This window comes from Pedobacter sp., from assembly GCF_035566355.1.
Classification (GTDB): domain Bacteria; phylum Bacteroidota; class Bacteroidia; order Sphingobacteriales; family Sphingobacteriaceae; genus Pedobacter.
Genome location: NZ_DATMRL010000247.1, coordinates 1 through 18,558 on the forward strand (window position 1 = coordinate 1; position 18,558 = coordinate 18,558).

Genomic DNA, 18,558 nt, shown 5'->3' on the forward strand with positions numbered 1-18,558 from the left:
TTTTAAGTCTAAATAACTACAATTGTGCTGCAAATTTAAACTTCGGCATTAATGAGCATTTTAGATACCCTACTCGTTTTATCCCTAACTGTAATGGTTATTTTATTTGTCTTAAAGGGCAAAAATCAGGCTAGAACTCAACAAGATGCTGCGGAAGATGAAATGAGTATTGACAAAAAGGAGGTGATTGCTGGAAAAGTACTTACTGCAGAAGAGCAGTCTGCCCTTGCGCCTGATACCGTACTTGCTATTTTAAAAGAGGGGAACCGGGAATTTGTAGAAGGGGCCTTAACCGTGAGAAACAATTCTGAAAGAATTCGTCAGGCCTCTTTGGGTCAGTATCCACTTGCGGTTGTGTTGTCCTGTCTGGATTCCAGAGTTCCGGTAGAGGATGTTTTTCATCGGGGTATCGGTGATATTTTTGTCGCCAGGGTTGCGGGAAATATTGTCAATGAGGATATCCTTGGGAGTTTGGAGTATGCCTGCAAAGTTTCAGGCTCCAAGGTGATTCTTGTTCTTGGACACGAGCACTGTGGTGCTATTAAATCTGCTATTGACGATGTCAAGTTGGGGAATATCACTCCATTACTGGCTAAAATACGGCCCGCGGTGCTATCTAGTAATGATTTTGTAGGTGAAAAGACATCTGCCAATGCGAAATATATGCACCATGTCTGCGAAGAGAATGTGAAACTCAGTGTGCGCAATATAAGAGAGCATAGCCCGATTCTGAAAGAAATGGAGGAAGAAGGAAAAATCCTTATTGTCGGTGCTGTATACGATATGGGGACAGGCAAAGTAAATTTTTCCGTGTAATTGCCTTTAAAGATTCTATCTTTAACAACAGGATGTCTATTCATAACAAAGACGATCGGAAAATAACCAGATATGCTGAATAAAATTGGGATGGCTGCAGTGTTCAGGACTGCTGTTCTTGCTGCTTTATTTTTAATTTGTATTTCTTGCTTTGGTCAATCTGAAAGAGATCCGGTCAAGCAGAAAATTGCCTTACTGAATCAGAAAGCAAAACGTCTGAACCAGGACTCTACCAATCAGGCCATCGCCTATGCCTATCAAGCCTACCTGCTGGCTTACGAAAATAAATTAAAGGAGCAGGAAGCGGATGCTATGGTCATCCTCGCTGAAGGTTATTTGTACAATGATATTTATGATCTGGCACTTGAATATGCTTTTAAGGCGCTGGAAATCTACAGAGTAAAAGGAACCCAGGAGCAGATCGGTGCCAACTATACTTTATTGGGCTGGATTTATTACGATGTGGAAAATGCAGAGCTTGCATTGAAGTACCATACCATGGCCTATGAGCTGTACAAGAAAACACATAATGAAAATAAAGCTTCGGTTTCTTTAAATGGAATTGGCTTGAGTTACCAGTTGAAAAATGAATTTAAGAAGGCGGCAGTTTACTTTAAACAGGTACTGGCAGAGGCAGAACGTCTTCATAAAAAAGTACTGATCAGTGCGGCTTATAATAATTTAGGTATCAGTAGTAATAATGAAGATGACTATAAACAGGCCATTCTTTACTTTAATAAATCGCTCGAATATTCAACCGGGCAGGTGCTTTCTCTTGCAGAAGTTCATAACCAGATGGCTTTTTCATTGGTAAAACTTGGTCGTTATACGGAAGCAAAGGAATCACTGGATAAAGCGCTGTTTTATATCAGCCAATCCAGCTCGAACTCTAAGAAGGAAAACCTGCTCGATAATTATAAGGTTTCCTCACAGCTCTACCAGTTAACTGGTAACTACCAAAAAGCTTATGAAAATATTCAAAAGTATAATGCGATAAGAGAAGAATTTCTATCCAAGAATAAAGTAAATGCTTTGCTTTCTATGACGATGAAGAGGGAGGCGCAGGATAAGGAGCGGCAAATCAAAGCCCTTTCCCTGGAGAAAAGCATGAAGTCCTATCAACGGAATACATTGGCCATTATTATTGTGCTGTTGGTCATTATTGGGTTTTTGCTGTATAATAAACTGCGGAGCAGGCAAAGGAAGAACACAGAGCTTGCAGAAATTAAACAGCAAGCCTTAAATAATAAATTGGAGTTCAATAATATGGAGCTGAAAAATTATGCTCTATATATGTCACATCGGAATGAGCTCATAACTAATTTTATCGAAGAATTGAGCGTACTGGACAAATCTGGTTCCGCAGAAATATCCTTAAAGCTGCATAAGCTGATCCATAAATTTCGGTATGACATCAATATTGAAAAATATGTGGAAGATTTCAATTTGCAGATAGAAACTAAATACCAGGATTTCTTTTATAACCTGCAGCAGAAATTTCCTGATCTGACCCAAAACGAACGCCGGCTTTGTGCGCAGATCCGTCTAAGTCTGTCGATCAAAGAAATTGCGTCTCTGAACAATATTTCTGTTAAGTCAGCTGAAATGGCGAGGTACCGTTTGCGCAAACATTTTGGACTGAATCCTACCGATAGTCTCAATGATTTTCTAAAATCTTTTTAAGGGTCTGAATATTGCTTTAAAGGGCTTCTATGGCCTTATGTAGAGGTCGTGTAGGGGTAGTTTGTGTTCGATGTAGGGGTAGGTTCCTTCGTTTTTTGCCTTTCGTAATCTTTAGGTTTGAGTAACCAATGCAGCCAGGCCAGAGGTCTGGATATTTATCAACTCAAACCAAATATTATGATTAAAAATTTACGATGGTCAATTCATTTCCTTTTTGGGCTGCTTCTGATCTTCCTGGGGGGAGGTGTCTATGCCCAGAATACCCTGGTCAAAGGACAGGTCTTAAATGAGATCGATCAGCCGGTAGCCGGCATTAGCATCAAGATAAAAGGGAGTACTACGGGAACTACATCAGCCGCAGATGGCAGTTTTTCGATTAGAGCGACTGCAAAGGACATTCTGATTTTCTCAGCGGTCAGTTTTAAAACACAGGAAATTCCCGTTGTTCCAGGGAAAGATATCATTATAAAGATGGTTATGGATATGAAAGGACTGGACGAAGTGGTTGTGGTGGGCTATGGTACTCAGAAAAAAAGTAACCTGACCAGTGCGGTCAGTTCTGTAAGCGGAGAAAAGTTGGACCAGGTCGCGTCCAATAATCCTGTAAATGCTTTACAAGGACGTGTTGCGGGCTTATCTGTTAGCAGCCCTGGAGGTAATCCAGGTCAGTCTTCAGATGTTCGTTTAAGGGGTGTGGGAACTTTTGGCGTACACCAGCCATTGTACATCATTGATGGCGTTCCAGGCGATCCATATTATTTAAGTAGTAATGATGTTGCTTCTGTTGAGGTGCTGAAGGACGGTGCTGCTGCCTCTATCTATGGCTCTAATAGTGCCAACGGGGTCATTCTCATCACGACCAAAAAAGGTAAAAAAGGAGCGCCAATAATTGATTTTTCAGGTTACTACAGCGCGGTTAATCCGACAAAAAAATACAGTTTCCTGGATGCGAATGGCTATAAGCAGGTGCACAATCAAATGTATACCAATGCTGGTGAATCGGCACCGGATTTTCCTGCCTATATCACTAAAGCCAGTAATAACAATACCGACTGGCAGAAGCTGATCAACCGTCAGGGCATTTCACAAAACTATAACCTGGGTTTAAGTGGGGGAGGAGACTACCTGACCTATGCTTTGAGCGGTGACCTGACCGACGATAAAGGGACATTTATTGGATCGAGTTTTAATAAAAAGTCTTTTAAATCGAGGAATGATTTTACAAAGGGCATACTGACTGTGGGAAGTAACATTACCTATACGGAAACCATGTCTGAGCCAGCAAAATTTGATGTTAAAGATGCCTATTTCCAGTCACCTTTACTACCTGTATATGACACGAAGGAAAAATACGGATACGCATTGACTGAAAATGGTTTGCCTAAATTTCAGAATCCGATAGCGGCTGATCATTTCCTGGAAGCCAATACCAAAATCAAATATCTGGCCGCCAATATGAAGGTGGGACTTCAGTTGTATAAGGGACTGAAGTATACGGCTAACCTCAGTTATATCTCTTCACAGCAAGAAGATTATTCCCACCATCCGCCCTATAGAGCCAATGCCAACGATCCTGCAGTGTCTTATCCACAGGTGTATGACAAAATCTCTAACTATAAAGAGCGTTTGATGGAGCATTTACTCAACTACGACTTTGATATCGATAAACACAGTTTTAAACTGCTTGCAGGCTATACCGCACAGGAGAAAACCAACCGGTATCTGAGCGCAACTGTAGATGGTAAGACCATTGTCCGCACGGTGGTGAATGGCAAAATTGTAGAAACGGAAGTGCCTGCAGGTTTTAGCAATCCGGATTTTAACACCATCAATGCAGGCCTGGGTGGTACTTTTAATGCTACCGGATCCAACAATAAATATGTTCGCCTGTCTACACTGGGTAGATTTAACTATGCCTACGACAATAAATATTTGTTACAGGTTTCCGTGCGTCGGGATGGCTCTTCCGTATTTGGAGAGGACAGAAGATATGGGGTATTCCCTTCTGTGTCTGCAGGCTGGAACATCAATAAAGAGAATTTCCTGAAAGAAACAACCTGGTTAAATGCTTTAAAACTCAGGGCAAGTTATGGCGAGCTGGGTAATGAAGGCGCGTTGGGCTTTTATGACCATCAGGCCCTTATTACTACTGTCAATACCTGGGCAGGAGGTTATGTACAAGGTTCAGGGGCTACACCATGGCCAGGTTCGGCCAGTTATTCTCTACTGAACAGGGATTTGCGCTGGGAAACTATAAAATCTACAAATATTGGACTTGACTTTGGTCTGTTCAACAATGCGTTGACAGGATCATTAAACTATTTTAACAACACCACCGACGGTTTACTGATCACCAAAGAAGTACCGCCATCGGCTGGATTAAATAACCCCATCCTGAACGTAGGAAAGATTGCCAACAAAGGACTGGAACTGGAAGCCAATTATAAATTCTCAAGAGAAGACTGGCATTTTGATTTTGGTGGTGCGTTCAGTTTGTTGAGAAACAGAGTGATCAGCCTGGCCAATACCGATCAGATATTAATGGGAACCGGATTAAGGTACGGAACAGACCATATTCCTACACAAACCCGGGTAGGTAAAGAAATCGGTGCTTTCTATCTGTACGAAGCCAATGGCCTGTTTCAGTCTGATGCAGAAGCTGCCAATTATAAAAATTCAGCTGGTGAGCGTTTACAGCCGGACGCCAAAGCTGGTGATGTGAGGTTCCGGGATACCAATGGAGACGGGGTAATTGACGAGAAAGACAAGACTTACCAGGGCTCAGGTTTTGCCAGAGTGGAGTATAGCTTAAACATGAGCGTAAATTATAAGAATTTTGACTTGTCACTTTTCTGGCAGGGCGTAGGGGGCAATAAGATCTATAATGGTAACCGTTTTGAACTGGAAGGTATGGATGCCGGAAGAAATTTCCTTTCCACCACGCTGGATGCCTGGACACCTCAGCACACCAATACAGATATGCCTCGTGCAGTGCTTGGTGATCCAAATGGAAATGCCAGAGAATCGACCCGGTTTTTGGAAAATGGAGCTTACCTGAGGTTAAAACTGATACAATTGGGTTATACGCTCCCGGCTAAGGTGCTTCAAAAGATGAAGGTCAACCGGTTAAGAGTGTATTTAAGTGCCCAGAACCTGGTTACGATCACTAAATATTCAGGTCTTGATCCCGAAGTAGGCAATTTCACAGTACTGGATACAGGAGTAGACCGCATGCTTTATCCTCAGAACAAGAGATTACTGGCTGGTCTTCAACTCACTTTTTAACCTAATTCTATTTTCTGATGAACACAAAAAAACTATATATATTCCTTTGCCTGCTGCTGGCAGTTGCAGGATGTAAAAAAAGCGAACTGGAACAAAATATTCCAGACCAGTTAACTGTAGATAATTTCTGGACCAGTAAAGAACATGCCTTGTCTGGACTGGCTTCGGCCTACTCCCAGCTGGAAGGCTTTGTTGCCTGGGATAATTATGTAGAGGCCAGGTCAGTAAGAGAATTTTATCGCGAAGATTATGTAGTCCCGGGAGCTGATGCCTATAACTATCCCTGGTGGACCGAGCATTATAATTTTAATTTCACTTCGGGAAATTATGCTATAGATCTGCTTTGGAGAGAAAACTACAAGGGCATCAATTTTTCCAATCAGGTGATCGAAGGTCTGGGTAAAATGAACAGTACAGCGATTGATGACGCAAGTAAGAATCAATTTTTAGCAGAGGCAAAATTCTTGCGTGCCTATTACCATTTTAAACTGCTTAATAATTTCAGTAAAGTCATCATTCGGGATAAAGTTCCTACTTCAGAAGCGGACTTGTCTAAGCCCTTTTCTTCCCGTGCAGAAGTCTATGATTTCATTTTGAAAGACTTGAAAGAGGCAGAGCCGAATCTTCCTTTAAGATCTGCTCGTCCGGCCACAGAGCTGGGCAGGGTAACAAAGGGTGCGGCTGAAGCTTATTTAGGTAAAGTATATCTGTATCGCGCAGGAGAAGACAAAAATAACACTTATTATACGGAGTCTGCTGGTTGGCTGCAAAAAGTAATCCTTTCTGCAGAGTACAGCCTGGACCCCAAGTTTGTGGATATGTTTAATGGCGTGACTAAAAACAGTGTGGAGTCTGTTTTTGAATTGCAGCAGACGGCTGATGCTTCTAGTGGGGCCTATTACCGTTCTTATCTGAGCGATTGGGTGGCCGCATCAGAACTGGGTGGCTACGGTGAAATCTATGGTACACCACGTTTGCTGAACGAGATGACCAAGGAAGGCAAAATAGCCAGTGGTAAATACGATGCAAGAGTATACCAGACTTTGTATTTCAATGATCCTTATTTTAACAATCCTGCAGATCCGCAGATTTACGGAAGTACATATAATGCATTATTTGGTGCAACTGCAAAGACCATTGCTTTTCGTAAATGGATACCGGCAACTCCAGATCGTATTGGTTTATCTAATGCCATCAATTTTCCTTTAATGCGTTATGCCGATGTGTTGTTGATGTATGCTGAAGTCTTAAATGCGCAGAACAATGCGGAGGCCTCTAAATATATTAACCTGGTGCGTAAGAGGGCTGGTTTGCCAGATGCGCCTTCGGGCGATCAGCAAACGGTATTTAACCAGATTGTACATGAAAGGGTGATGGAATTTACGCTGGAGGGCAGTCGGTTTTATGACCTGCGAAGATGGGGCCTGCTTAGCCAGAATATGCAAGCTGCAGGAAGAAGTTTCAGTCCCGATAAGGCCTTTTATCCAACGCCGCTTAAAGAGGTGACCAATAACCCTGATGCTCAATAAATAAGATCTGAATCTATCATTTGGAAGGCTATGAAAATAGCCTTCCATCATTATATGCCCATGAAATGTCTTAAATTCTTTGTTTTAATTTGCTTCGCCTTATTCCTGACGCCTGTGCTGATGAAAGGGCAGAATGCAGACTGGGAAAATCCATCCATACCCTCCAGGAATGTAGTAAAACCTCATGCCTGGTTCCTTCCAAACCAGCCCATGATGCAATCTTTGGATGGGATGTGGAGGTTTAAAATCGTTCAGAATCCATCATTAAGGTCTTTGGATTTTTTTAAGGATACGAAACAGACCAAAGACTGGGGCCAGATAAAGGTTCCTGCACACTGGCAAACGGAAGGTTACGATAAATACATTTTTACAGATGTGGAATACCCTATCCCGCCAAACCCACCCTTTGTACCCAAAGACTATAATCCGGTTGGATCCTATCAGCGCGATTTTATCCTGGATCCTGCCTGGGCAGGTAAACAAGTATTTATCCATCTCGGTGCGGTTAATTCCTTCTTCTATATATGGATCAATGGACAGCCGATAGGCTTTAGCAAAGACAGCAAGACACCAACAGAGTTTGATATTACCAAAGTCCTGAAAAAAGGTAAGAATACCGTGTCCCTGCAAGTTTTTCGCTTCAGCGATGCTACCTATCTGGAAGGACAGGATATGTGGAAGTTAAGTGGGATTGAAAGAGGTGTTTTTCTGATCGCAAGACCTGTCTTTCATATCGCGGATTTTCGCATCAAGGCGACACTCGACAGCGTCTATAAGAACGGGCTTTTTGACCTGAATGTGGAATTCAACAGACAACCTGCAAAAACCGAAACAGGCAGTCTAAAGGTGGAACTGACGGATGTTTCCGGAAAAACGGTTTTCCAGGAAAAACAGCTGCTGAAAACTGTAGGGAGTTTTAATTTTGCTTCCAGGATCAATGAGGTTAAGGCCTGGAATGCTGAACATCCAAATCTGTACACCCTTACCATCAGGCATCTGAATGCACAGGGGGCAGAAGTAGAAAGTATTACCCGTAAAATTGGCTTCAGAACAGCTGAAGTTAAAGGCGGGCTTTTCCTGCTCAATGGCCAGGCTATTAAGATCAAAGGGGTAAATCGCCATGAGCACAATATGCTGACGGGTAAAGTAATTACGGAGGCCGATATGCTTCGGGACATTCGCCTCATGAAGCAAATGAACATTAATGCAGTAAGAGCCAGTCATTATCCCAATGGAGAACGCTGGTATGAACTCTGTGACCAGTACGGTTTATATGTTATAGACGAGGTGAATCTGGAATGCGATGGTATGAGTTTTACGCCGATGGAAACCCTTTCAGGCCAGCCGGAATGGATAAATTCCTATATGGATCGTACACAGCGTATGTGGGAGCGGGACAAAAACTTTACCTGTATCATTACCTGGTCTCTAGGCAATGAAAGTGGATTTGGGGCCAATTTTGTAGCCACTTACAATTGGATCAAGTCAAAAGACAAGACCCGTCCGGTACAATATGAAGCCACAAAAGATGAACGCTATTCAGACATCTACTGTCCAATGTACAAATCCATTAATATTATGGAGAACTATGTGAAAACCTGGAGGAGCAGACCGATGATTCAGTGCGAGTATGCCCATATGATGGGCAATAGCGGTGGTAATTTAAAGGATGACTGGGATTTGATTTATAAGCATAAACAGTTACAAGGTGGCTTTATCTGGGATTTTTCTGATCAGACTTTTGCCCGTAAGGATGAAAAAGGCAATAAGATTTGGGCCTATGGCCGGGACATGGGGACTGTAGGTCTGACCAGCGATACCAGTTTTTGTGCCGACGGATTGTTAAATTCAGATCGTACTTTCCATCCGCAGGCCTATGAATTACAAAAGGTTTATCAGAATATTTCTTTCGATACGGTTGATCTTAAAAATTACAAGTTCAACATTAGAAACAGGTTTGATTTTACCAATTTATCTGCTTATGGCCTGCGTTGGTTCATAAAAGGGGATGGGATGCTGATCTGCTCGGGAAAACTACCTGAAGTATTACTTGGTCCACAGGAGGAAAAGGAGGTAAATATAGAGGTTCCAGCATTTGAAGCTAGACCTGGTGTTGAATATTTCCTGACGCTGGAAGCGTATACCGAGAGTGCATCCGGGTTGTTAGACAAGGATTTCATTATAGCAAAAGAGCAGTTTAAACTTCCATTTGAGGTTAAGCTGGCAGTAGCAGTGGCAGGAAAAAGGGAGAAGTTGAAGAAACAAGTGGAGGGGGAGCATCTTCGCCTTTATGGGAAAGATATAATGATTGGATTTAACCAAAAAACCGGCTTACTGGAAGCCTACGAGATTTTAGGCAGGCCTGTGATACAACAAGCTTTGGAACCGCATTTCTGGAGGGCAGCAACCGATAATGATATTGGCAACAGCCTGCAGATCCGGAGTAAGGTTTGGCAAAATGCTTTTCAGACAGCAGAACTGAAATCATTCAAAAACACCATGGCGGGTAAAGACAGGGCAGTAATAGAGACGATACATGAGCTGCCTGCAGTAGGCAGTACCATCACCACCAGGTATACCATTTATAGCAGCGGGGATGTAGAAGTGAGTTATAATATGAAGACGGGTACCCGTTCTGTGGCTGAACCGCAAAGGATTGGTATGAGGGTGATCCTGAACCCGGAATTTGATCAGGCCAGCTGGCTTGGCAAAGGGCCTTTTGATAATTATGCAGACCGGAATTACGCTGCACATACTGATGTGTACCGCATGCCCGCAGATTCTTTGTTTTATCCATATCCAAGGGCACAGGAGAGTGGTTACCGGACCAGTATCCGCTGGGTAGCCCTGCAGAACAGCAATGGAGAAGGCTTAATGGCTATTGCAGGTACTTCGCTATTAAGTACAGGTATCCTGCATTTTGACATGAAGCACCTTGATTTTGATAAAAATGCGCCCAAGAATGTGCATGGAGGATCTATGAAGAACGAAAATTTGATCTGGTGGAATATAGATCATCAACAGATGGGAGTAGGTGGCGACAATAGCTGGGGAGCACAAACTCATCCACAGTACAGGCTTCCCTACCAGAATTATGCCTATTCTTTTACGTTGCGGCCAATTTTTAAAAATGAACAATTAACAGAGAAGTCTAAACCTTAAGATGAAGAAATTATTTTTTGTACTACTCAGTTTTGGGCTGAGTTTTTCTTATGCGCAAAATACCCGGAGCAGTTTCCCCGATGTTTTAAAGTTAGGTTATCAAGTTAAAGGGGCCGACCGAATTGAAACGAATGTATTTGCCGATTTAGGTGCATGGCATGCCTATACCTTACCTTCGGACAGCGGAGACTACGGTTCTTTTATCGGCCCTTTGGTCATGGATATGAAGGGTCAGTGGCTGGCCAATTCGATCGCTAAATTATCAGTGAAGGAAATGGGGAGGGTTATAGATCTGAAAAAAGGACGGATAGCCCAGCATTATTATCCTGGAATGCTGGAACAGGAAATCCAGGTAGCACAGCTCCGGATCACACTACGGCTTATTTATGTTTCCAGTACAGAAGCTATGGTGCAAACACAGGTCTCTAATCTTTCCTTACATAAGCGTAAACTGGAGTTGAGTTGGTCTGGTCAGGTACTTTTGAAGGATGCTGAATTGAAAAAGGATAAAAACAGTATTGCTGTTTTGTTTGATAGGGACCATGTTTTTCGTTTGAATTTTTCCGGACAAAAGAACATTAAGATTCTCAAAGATACCTATCAGGCTAGTCAGTTGCCTGTAAGCCTGGCCTCAGGCGGGGTTTACCAGACAGTATATACGCAGCATTATCACCCTGAAAAAGATTTAACTCTTTCCTCGGCCGGACATACAGATTTTAAAAAAGCGCAACGGGCAAACCAGCTGCGCTGGAACCATTATCTTGATCAATACTTTAATGCACCAGGGCAGCCGATCAAAGATCCCATACAGCGCAGGATGGCAGTCAAATCTGTAATCACCTTGATCACCAACTGGAGGACCAGGGCTAAGGACTTGCTCCATGACGGGGTTTTTCCCTCGCTGAATTACCAGGGGTTTTATGGGTTTTGGAGCTGGGACAGCTGGAAACAAGCCGTTGGGCTAAGTTATTTTAATCCCGAACTGGCCAAAAGCAATATTTTATCCATGTTTGACTATCAGGATAAGTATGGTATGGTGGCTGATTGTGTGTATACAGATAAAACAGAAAACAACTGGCGGGATACCAAACCGCCTTTGGCGGCCTGGAGTGTATGGAAAATCCAGCAACAGGCGCCAGACCTGGCTTTTTTGAAGCATATATATCCCATGCTGGTTAAGTACCATCAATGGTGGTATACAAATAGGGACCACAACCAGAATGGACTTTGTGAGTATGGGTCAACAGACGGAACGAGAATCGCTGCTGCCTGGGAAAGCGGTATGGATAATGCCGTTCGCTTTGACCTGGCTAAATTACTGAAGAACAATGATGCTGCCTGGTCGCTTAATCAGGAATCAGTAGACTTAAATGCCTACTTATATGCAGAAAAGGGTTACCTCGCCCGGATCGCTGAGGTCATCGGTTTGATCGAAGAGGCCAGACAGTGGGAAAGCCAACGGGCATCCTTAAAAAGCAAGATAAACGCAACTTTTTATCAGGCAGAGAAGGGCTATTACCATGATAAATTATTGGATGGCCGGTGGATGGAGGCCGAAGGGCCTGAAGGATGGATCCCATTGTGGTGCGGGATTGCCGATGCAGGGCAGGCAGAAGCTGTATTAAAAGTAATGCTGGATCGGCATAAATTCAATACGTTTGTTCCTTTACCAACGCTAGCTGCTGATCACCCGAGATTTGATCCCCTTAAGGGATACTGGCGGGGCCCGGTATGGCTGGACCAGGTATATTTTGGGTTAAGCGGATTGCAGCAATATGGCTATGCTAAGGAGTCAACCCGTTTGCTGAAGCAACTCCTGGAAAATGCAGAAGGACTCTCGGCCCAGGGACCTATACGTGAAAATTACCATCCCATCTCTGGCAAGGGCTTAAATGCGATGAATTTCAGCTGGTCTGCAGCCCATTTATTAATGTTATTAAAAGAAAACAAGTTATGATACTTTCCGAAACCTATATTAAAGCACTCATCACCGACCATTACCGGATGGAAGTCTCTGTACAAAAGATGGAGGGCTATGAGGACCAGAATTTCCTGCTCGAGGACCTTGCCGGGCAAAAATTTATTGCAAAAATTACCAGCGGAGCAGATCAGTTCCCGTTTTTGGAAGCACAGTTAAAAGCGATACAGCATCTGGCGCAAAAGGGGCATGATGCGATACAAAAGGTGGTTAAAAATAAAGAAGGTAATGCTTTGACTTCTTTTGTGCAGGAGGGCACTCTATTGGCATTAAGGGTGCTGACTTATCTGGACGGTACTTTTATGGGGCATTCGGCTGTACGACCGCCTGCTGTTATGGATAGCCTGGGTACTCAATTGGCCATGATGGATAAGTATCTGGAAGATTTCAAGCATCCCGCAGCTTATCGCTATACGGAATGGGATCTGGCCAGGGTATTAGATTGCAGGGAAAAGCTGGTGCATATTAAAGACCATGAAAAAAGAACCATAGCCGCGTACTTTTTGCTGCAGTATGAGATGGAGGTACTACCCCTGCAAAATCAGTTAAGAAAGGCAGTTATCCATAACGATGCGAACGATTATAATGTGCTGATTAAAGACGGAACCGTTACGGGAATTATAGATTTTGGAGATATGGTGGAAAGTCAATTGGTGCATAATCTGGCCATTGCCTGTACTTATGCCATGTTTAAACAGCCGGATCCACTGGCCATCGCAGAGCAGCTGGTAAAAAGTTATCATAAAACTTATCCACTCACAGAAACTGAACTTTCTGTATTGTATTACCTCATTGCGGCCCGTTTGTCTATGAGTGTAAGTACTTCCGCACACCAAAGAACGCAAAGCAATAATCCGCACCACTTTATTTCAGAGGAGGATGCCTGGACACTTTTATATCAGTGGATAAAGATCAATCCTCTGCTTGCCAGGAACAGATTTAACCTTTGTTGCGGATATGCTTCTGTCTTTGTCTCCGACGAGGCCTATTTGGCTTTAAAGCAAGCAAGAAAAGAGAATATTGGAGCCAACCTGAGTATCAGTTACAGGAAAAATCTGAAAATCAGCCGGGGAGCACTGCAGTATATTTATGACGATCAGGGACGAACTTATATTGATTGTGTCAATAACGTAAGTCATGTTGGTCATTGCCACCCGGTAGTGGTTAAGGCCATGCAAAAACAACTAGCCAGGCTGAATACCAATACCCGTTACCTGCACGACAGTCTGGTAGAATATGCCCGCCTGCTCACGGCTACATTACCTGAAAAGCTGAAAGTATGTTATTTTACCAATTCTGGTAGCGAGGCAAATGATCTGGCGATCCGGATCAGCAGGCATTTTACCAAACAAAGAGATGTCATGGTACTGGATCATGCCTATCATGGTACTTCTACTGTCGCTATGGAACTCAGTCCCTATAAATTTGACGGGCCAGGCGGAGCTGGTCAGCAGTCTTATATCCACAAGGGAATGAATCCAGACCTTTATCGCGGGCCTTACCGTTACGGAGATCCGGAAGCCGGTAAAAAATATGCTTCGGATATTTCAGACACTATTAATCGGCTTAAAGTACAAGGTACCGGTATTGCTGCCTTTATTTGTGAAACTTTACTTGGTGTAGGCGGGCAGATTCCTCTTCCGGATGGTTATCTGAAAGAAGTTTATGCCCTGGTGCGCAAAGCCGGTGGTTTGTGTATTGCAGACGAGGTACAGGTGGGCTTTGGACGAGTGGGTGAGAAATTCTGGGGTTTTGAATTACAGGATGTAGAACCGGATATTGTTGTTCTGGGTAAACCTATAGGTAACGGACACCCCCTTGCCGCAGTGGTGGTCACAGAGGAAGTAGCTGCAGCTTTTAATAATGGTATGGAGTATTTTAATACCTATGGTGGAAACCCCGTGTCTATGGAAACCGGAATTGCCGTGATGGAAGTGATCCGGGACGAAAAATTGCAGGAAAGAGCGCTGGAAACAGGAAATTACCTGCTCGAGGAACTTAAAAAGCTGATGTCGAAGCACGAGATCATTGGAGATGTAAGAGGCAAAGGTTTATTTGTAGGTGTAGAATTGGTGACCAACCGGGAAAATCTGAGCCCTGCGGTTCCGCAAATTGACGAAATTGTGGAAAAAATGAAGGAGCGTGGTTTCCTGATCAGTACAGATGGTCCCTTGCATAATGTGCTGAAAATTAAACCGCCAATGGTGTTTAATATGGAAAATGCATCTGCTTTAGCTGTTCATTTAGATGAGGTTCTGAAAGCTTATTGATGATAATATTATGGGGCTATCTAATCCTTTTGGATAGCCTTATAATATATCTTCCTCACTGATGATGTTGTTCTTGAGTGCAAAAATAACCAGACCGGCCATATTTTTTGCATTGATCTTCTCCATAATCTTTATTCTGTGCCCTTCAACGGTTCTCTTGCTTAAAAATATTTTATCTGCAATTTGCTGAGCAGTGTATTGTTGGCAAATCAATTTGATGATCTCTTTCTCTCTTTCCGTAAAGGAGATTTCTTTTTCTTTGCCCGATTTAAAACGGCTGCGGACAATCATAGAAGCCAGCAGGGAAGAAGTATGGCTGCAATAGTAGTTTTTACCTTCGTATACGCTGGTCACTGCATCTATGATCTCATTTTTATGAGCATTTTTTAACAGATAGCCGCTGGCCCCTGCTTCGAGCATCTCAATGACCAACTTCTCTTCGTCAAACATGGATAGTGCAATCACTTTAACTTCCGGATATTTTTGCCGGATCAATTTTGTGGTTTCTATTCCATCCATAACGGGCATTTTAATGTCGGTAAGTACAACGTCTGGCATCTTTGAGCCCACAAGTTCAAGCAAGTGTAGTCCATTGGAAACCTGCCCGCAAATGCTGAAGTTCTGTTGTCTGGATAACATTAAAGATAGACCATCTAAAAAGATCTCGTGGTCATCGGCTATTGCAATGGTGATTGGGGGAATCATGTTGTTCTAATTTACAAATTAATTCACAGGTATTTTAATGATAATTTCACAGCCCTTGTTTTTCGAAGTCTGTATTTTACAGGAAGCACCTATGAGTTCGCAGCGGCTCTCCATGCTTTTCAGACCGAGGCCCGCAGAGCTCTTTTGCACTTCTTCCAGATCAAAGCCAATACCATTGTCTTTGATGTAGAGTACCAGTTCCTCCGATTTTTCTACAGTATAGATTTGCAGGAACGTTGCCTTAGCGTGTTTAACAGCATTGTGTACTGTTTCCTGTATAATCCTGAATAAGTGGACCTCATTTTCAACTGTAACTTTTTCCAGTCCTGGTGCCTGGAATTTAATCTTGAGCCCATGAACTGAGCTGCAACGGTAAAGATATTCTTCAATAGCATCGGTAAGCCCTTTTCTGTTTAGCGTATTGGGCATTAGATTATAGGATATTTCTCTAAGGCTTTTAATAATTTCATCGATATGCTGCCCTGCTTTGTGGATAATCCGGCTATCCTCGGATTCTTGTATATCTATACTTTGTATATTTAATTTTACTGCTGAAAGCAAGGGTCCGAGGCTATCATGAAGATCATTGGCAATCCTTTTTCTTTCCGATTCCTGCATCATGATTTCCGCCCGGATCCTTTCTCTCTGCAAGCTGATGTAACGCCGGTGGTAGCGTATGATGGAAATGATAAAAAAAGCGATAATGACTGCAATAAGCAGGGAAATGAAAAGAACCGTATGAAGAATCTTATCTTCCATATTAAGTTTCCCGGGAAGGTATGAAATAAACTGCAGCTGCAAAAATCACATTTACGAAAAAATTGAGGTAACCGAAAAACAGAATGATCTTGCCCGCAATCAGTGATTTGTCGTACCCAATATAGAATGAGGCTTCATAAATGATCTGATAAATGAAAAAGATGATGAACCCCATACTTAGAAGAAACCTGGTATTTCGGAACAGGTTGCCTTTATATTGAACAATCATGGCATTTATAGTATTGATACTGAGCAATACGATAATAAAGGCATAGAAAATTCTAAAATAAGGTCTGAAACTGAAGAGATGCTGATAAATCAGATGGTCTGTCACCCATACGCCTGAGGCGAGTAAGGCCAGACAGATAAAAAGTTTTTTTTTATGTTTAACAGATCCCCATAGATAGAACTGATAGAGAAGGATTAGACATTCGAGTAAACTGTAGATATTGGTTGAAATGGCATTGCTTTTATGATAGATGTCAACGAGCAAGAAACTACTGATTTCAGAGATAAAAGCAATGCCAAGTAAAATAATGAAGGGAAGAAACTGCAGGTCGAAATTTTTTCTCAAGCGGAGGAAAGCAATCAAAATGGGCAGTAATATGGATTGGCTTAAGAAAAAGGTGAAGAGCAGGTTCATAAAACATTTTTTTAAGGGTTAATAGCCTTCTAGCTGACTTAACGAGCAGATAGTAGGACAACGTTGACCGGTTTCCATAATGAGTCCTTCAGAAGACATGCTCTTCAGAGACTGGATATTGGATCTTTTTGGCAGGATATCATGATTCTCTCCATCTGTCCCTACTAAGATCAGACGCACCAGGCCCAGGCTATCTTTTCCCATATAGATTCTTATCCCACTTGCACCGTGCTGGTTCAGGAGGGCAAGTATAGCGTCTTTATTAAATCTTTCAGAATAAGGCATATTAAATGCTTTTTCCAGGTAGGTTGAATTGTTGAGCTGGCGGTTAAGTTCTGTTTTGCCTTTCTTGAACCCGGAGGTGAGCTGAATGGCTGTACCCAGGGAAATTTTGTGGACCTGTACACTGTCGATGTTCACCGGATAGCGCTGGTCAGGGTCAATTTGCCTGCATCTGGAGAAACCAAGCAGGAAGATGATTCCTGCAATGTAGATTGGGAATGATTGGGTTAAGGTTTTCATAAAACTTTAATTTTTGGTTGATTATATGCAAATCGTTAGCCGCGTTCTATTTGTGTGGCCTTCTATTTGGTTGGTTTACACAAAGTAACGCAAAATTAAAGTGCTTTGAAAGCGTAGAATTGCCTGAAAAATTCAGGTATTAATACCTATAGATTTTTAATGTTAATTTGAGTACACGCCCAGAATGTCCAGTTTAGGAGAAAGTGAAATCCCGCCCGGGTTGCAACCAGGTTTGCCTTCTGGAACCGGTACGCCCAATTGATCAAAATATGCCTTCCATACCGGGAAATAAGTATCAGATCCAGGTTGTTTATAGGTCATTGGAAGCAACTCAAAGAACGGATGATCATTATTTGCATATTTAAAGGCATCGTAAATCAATTCAGAACAATAGTATTTTCCGTTATCATACAAATATTGATCATCATAGGGTACACCAAACTGGTGGATAGAATAGGTTAAAGCGCGCCGTATAAGAGACCTGTATGTTTTTTTTAGCCGGCCAATGTAATGAGGGTGTTTGGACTTGCCAAGAAAGGTTTCTAGTGTACTCATGTGTACATCTCTACCCGAAGCTTCTATGATGTATACCGTATCATTGCGCAGATAGATCATGCCCATATGACTGAATTTATTGCCTCCATATCCTTGTGTAACGGCATTGATAGCATCGCAAAGCGGACCACAATCCAGATCCTGGAAAATGAGATCACCAGATTTTAAGTGAATTTTTTGCTGAGCGAAACTTCCGAAGGTAATGAGCATCAGGAAAAAAATAAAATTGTATGGTTTAAAAGAGATCATGAAGTTCTTTATCAGTTATGGCCGTAAAAATGTAATAATTATTAAACAGTTCATAAATAATTAACACTCGTTAACGATTAAGTTAAACAAAAATGTAACATATATGCCCGATTTGAATTTTATGGCAATATTGTTGCTGTTAAAGCATTTCAACAAATATTTAAATTATGGTAAAAAGGATACATGTTCTCGAAGATGATACTGACATCAGATACATTATTGAATTTCTGCTTAAAGATGAAGGATATGAATTGCAGTTATCTTCCTCTTTTAGTGAATTAAAGTCCAAATTAAAGGATTCTGTGCCCGATTTGTTTATTCTGGATGTGATGCTGCCGGATGGTGATGGTGCAGATATTTGTTCAGATTTAAAAAGTGATCTCTTTACAAAACATATTCCTG

The 18,558-nt window shown here is 42.2% G+C and carries 13 protein-coding genes; 8 read left to right on the plus strand and 5 right to left on the minus strand.

The window, feature by feature from the left end; genetic code table 11:
* Nucleotides 1-51: 51 nt before the first annotated feature.
* From VNZ46_RS09480 to VNZ46_RS09510, 7 genes are all read left to right on the plus strand, one after another.
* Nucleotides 52-816, plus strand: a complete 765-nt coding sequence (locus tag VNZ46_RS09480) for a carbonic anhydrase family protein (RefSeq protein ID WP_325559889.1) — start codon at nucleotides 52-54, stop codon at nucleotides 814-816.
* 72 nt (nucleotides 817-888) lie between these two features.
* Nucleotides 889-2,499: a hypothetical protein gene (locus tag VNZ46_RS09485; protein ID WP_325559890.1), complete on the plus strand. Its 1,611-nt coding sequence runs from the start codon at nucleotides 889-891 to the stop codon at nucleotides 2,497-2,499.
* 177 nt (nucleotides 2,500-2,676) lie between these two features.
* Nucleotides 2,677-5,784, plus strand: a complete 3,108-nt coding sequence (locus VNZ46_RS09490; protein ID WP_325559892.1) for a TonB-dependent receptor — start codon at nucleotides 2,677-2,679, stop codon at nucleotides 5,782-5,784.
* A gap of 17 nt (nucleotides 5,785-5,801) precedes the next feature.
* Nucleotides 5,802-7,313 (plus strand): RagB/SusD family nutrient uptake outer membrane protein, encoded by a 1,512-nt coding sequence (locus VNZ46_RS09495; protein WP_325559894.1) that lies wholly within the window; start codon nucleotides 5,802-5,804, stop codon nucleotides 7,311-7,313.
* Nucleotides 7,314-7,343: 30 nt separating this feature from the next.
* Nucleotides 7,344-10,475 (plus strand): glycoside hydrolase family 2 TIM barrel-domain containing protein, encoded by a 3,132-nt coding sequence (locus VNZ46_RS09500; protein WP_325559896.1) that lies wholly within the window; start codon nucleotides 7,344-7,346, stop codon nucleotides 10,473-10,475.
* Nucleotide 10,476: 1 nt separating this feature from the next.
* Nucleotides 10,477-12,432, plus strand: a complete 1,956-nt coding sequence (locus VNZ46_RS09505; protein ID WP_325559897.1) for an MGH1-like glycoside hydrolase domain-containing protein — start codon at nucleotides 10,477-10,479, stop codon at nucleotides 12,430-12,432.
* On the plus strand, nucleotides 12,429-14,723 hold the full coding sequence (locus VNZ46_RS09510) for an aminotransferase class III-fold pyridoxal phosphate-dependent enzyme (protein ID WP_325559898.1): 2,295 nt from the start codon (nucleotides 12,429-12,431) through the stop codon (nucleotides 14,721-14,723). The genes VNZ46_RS09505 and VNZ46_RS09510 overlap by 4 nt, the downstream gene beginning before the upstream one ends.
* Before the next feature lie 39 nt (nucleotides 14,724-14,762).
* On the opposite strand, the gene VNZ46_RS09515 is transcribed toward VNZ46_RS09510, so the two are convergent.
* From VNZ46_RS09515 to VNZ46_RS09535, 5 genes are all read right to left on the minus strand, one after another.
* Nucleotides 14,763-15,428: a response regulator transcription factor gene (locus VNZ46_RS09515; protein WP_325559900.1), complete on the minus strand. Its 666-nt coding sequence runs from the start codon at nucleotides 15,426-15,428 to the stop codon at nucleotides 14,763-14,765.
* Nucleotides 15,429-15,446: 18 nt separating this feature from the next.
* Entirely contained in the window at nucleotides 15,447-16,187 is a 741-nt protein-coding gene (locus VNZ46_RS09520) for a sensor histidine kinase (RefSeq protein ID WP_325559902.1), read from the minus strand.
* 1 nt (nucleotide 16,188) lies between these two features.
* Nucleotides 16,189-16,830: a hypothetical protein gene (locus VNZ46_RS09525; RefSeq protein ID WP_325559903.1), complete on the minus strand. Its 642-nt coding sequence runs from the start codon at nucleotides 16,828-16,830 to the stop codon at nucleotides 16,189-16,191.
* An 18-nt stretch (nucleotides 16,831-16,848) separates the two neighbouring features.
* The gene (locus tag VNZ46_RS09530; protein ID WP_325559905.1) at nucleotides 16,849-17,352 is read right to left on the minus strand and encodes a hypothetical protein; all 504 of its coding nucleotides are present in this window, start codon (nucleotides 17,350-17,352) and stop codon (nucleotides 16,849-16,851) included.
* A gap of 162 nt (nucleotides 17,353-17,514) precedes the next feature.
* Nucleotides 17,515-18,117 (minus strand): YiiX/YebB-like N1pC/P60 family cysteine hydrolase, encoded by a 603-nt coding sequence (locus VNZ46_RS09535; protein ID WP_325559906.1) that lies wholly within the window; start codon nucleotides 18,115-18,117, stop codon nucleotides 17,515-17,517.
* A gap of 206 nt (nucleotides 18,118-18,323) precedes the next feature.
* On the opposite strand from VNZ46_RS09535, the gene VNZ46_RS09540 reads away from it, so the two are divergent.
* Nucleotides 18,324-18,558, plus strand: a 235-nt coding sequence (locus VNZ46_RS09540) for a response regulator transcription factor (protein WP_325559907.1), incomplete at its 3' end; no start/stop codon positions are given.

What these genes read in the sequence shown, in the direction of transcription:
- VNZ46_RS09480 (WP_325559889.1), top strand. Translation starts at nt 52, where the DNA reads ATGAGCATTTTAGATACCCTACTCGTTTTATCCCTAACTGTAATGGTT.
- VNZ46_RS09485 (WP_325559890.1), top strand. Translation starts at nt 889, where the DNA reads ATGCTGAATAAAATTGGGATGGCTGCAGTGTTCAGGACTGCTGTTCTT.
- VNZ46_RS09490 (WP_325559892.1), top strand. Translation starts at nt 2,677, where the DNA reads ATGATTAAAAATTTACGATGGTCAATTCATTTCCTTTTTGGGCTGCTT.
- VNZ46_RS09495 (WP_325559894.1), top strand. Translation starts at nt 5,802, where the DNA reads ATGAACACAAAAAAACTATATATATTCCTTTGCCTGCTGCTGGCAGTT.
- VNZ46_RS09500 (WP_325559896.1), top strand. Translation starts at nt 7,344, where the DNA reads ATGAAAATAGCCTTCCATCATTATATGCCCATGAAATGTCTTAAATTC.
- VNZ46_RS09505 (WP_325559897.1), top strand. Translation starts at nt 10,477, where the DNA reads ATGAAGAAATTATTTTTTGTACTACTCAGTTTTGGGCTGAGTTTTTCT.
- VNZ46_RS09510 (WP_325559898.1), top strand. Translation starts at nt 12,429, where the DNA reads ATGATACTTTCCGAAACCTATATTAAAGCACTCATCACCGACCATTAC.
- VNZ46_RS09515 (WP_325559900.1), bottom strand. Translation starts at nt 15,428, where the DNA reads ATGATTCCCCCAATCACCATTGCAATAGCCGATGACCACGAGATCTTT.
- VNZ46_RS09520 (WP_325559902.1), bottom strand. Translation starts at nt 16,187, where the DNA reads ATGGAAGATAAGATTCTTCATACGGTTCTTTTCATTTCCCTGCTTATT.
- VNZ46_RS09525 (WP_325559903.1), bottom strand. Translation starts at nt 16,830, where the DNA reads ATGAACCTGCTCTTCACCTTTTTCTTAAGCCAATCCATATTACTGCCC.
- VNZ46_RS09530 (WP_325559905.1), bottom strand. Translation starts at nt 17,352, where the DNA reads ATGAAAACCTTAACCCAATCATTCCCAATCTACATTGCAGGAATCATC.
- VNZ46_RS09535 (WP_325559906.1), bottom strand. Translation starts at nt 18,117, where the DNA reads ATGCTCATTACCTTCGGAAGTTTCGCTCAGCAAAAAATTCACTTAAAA.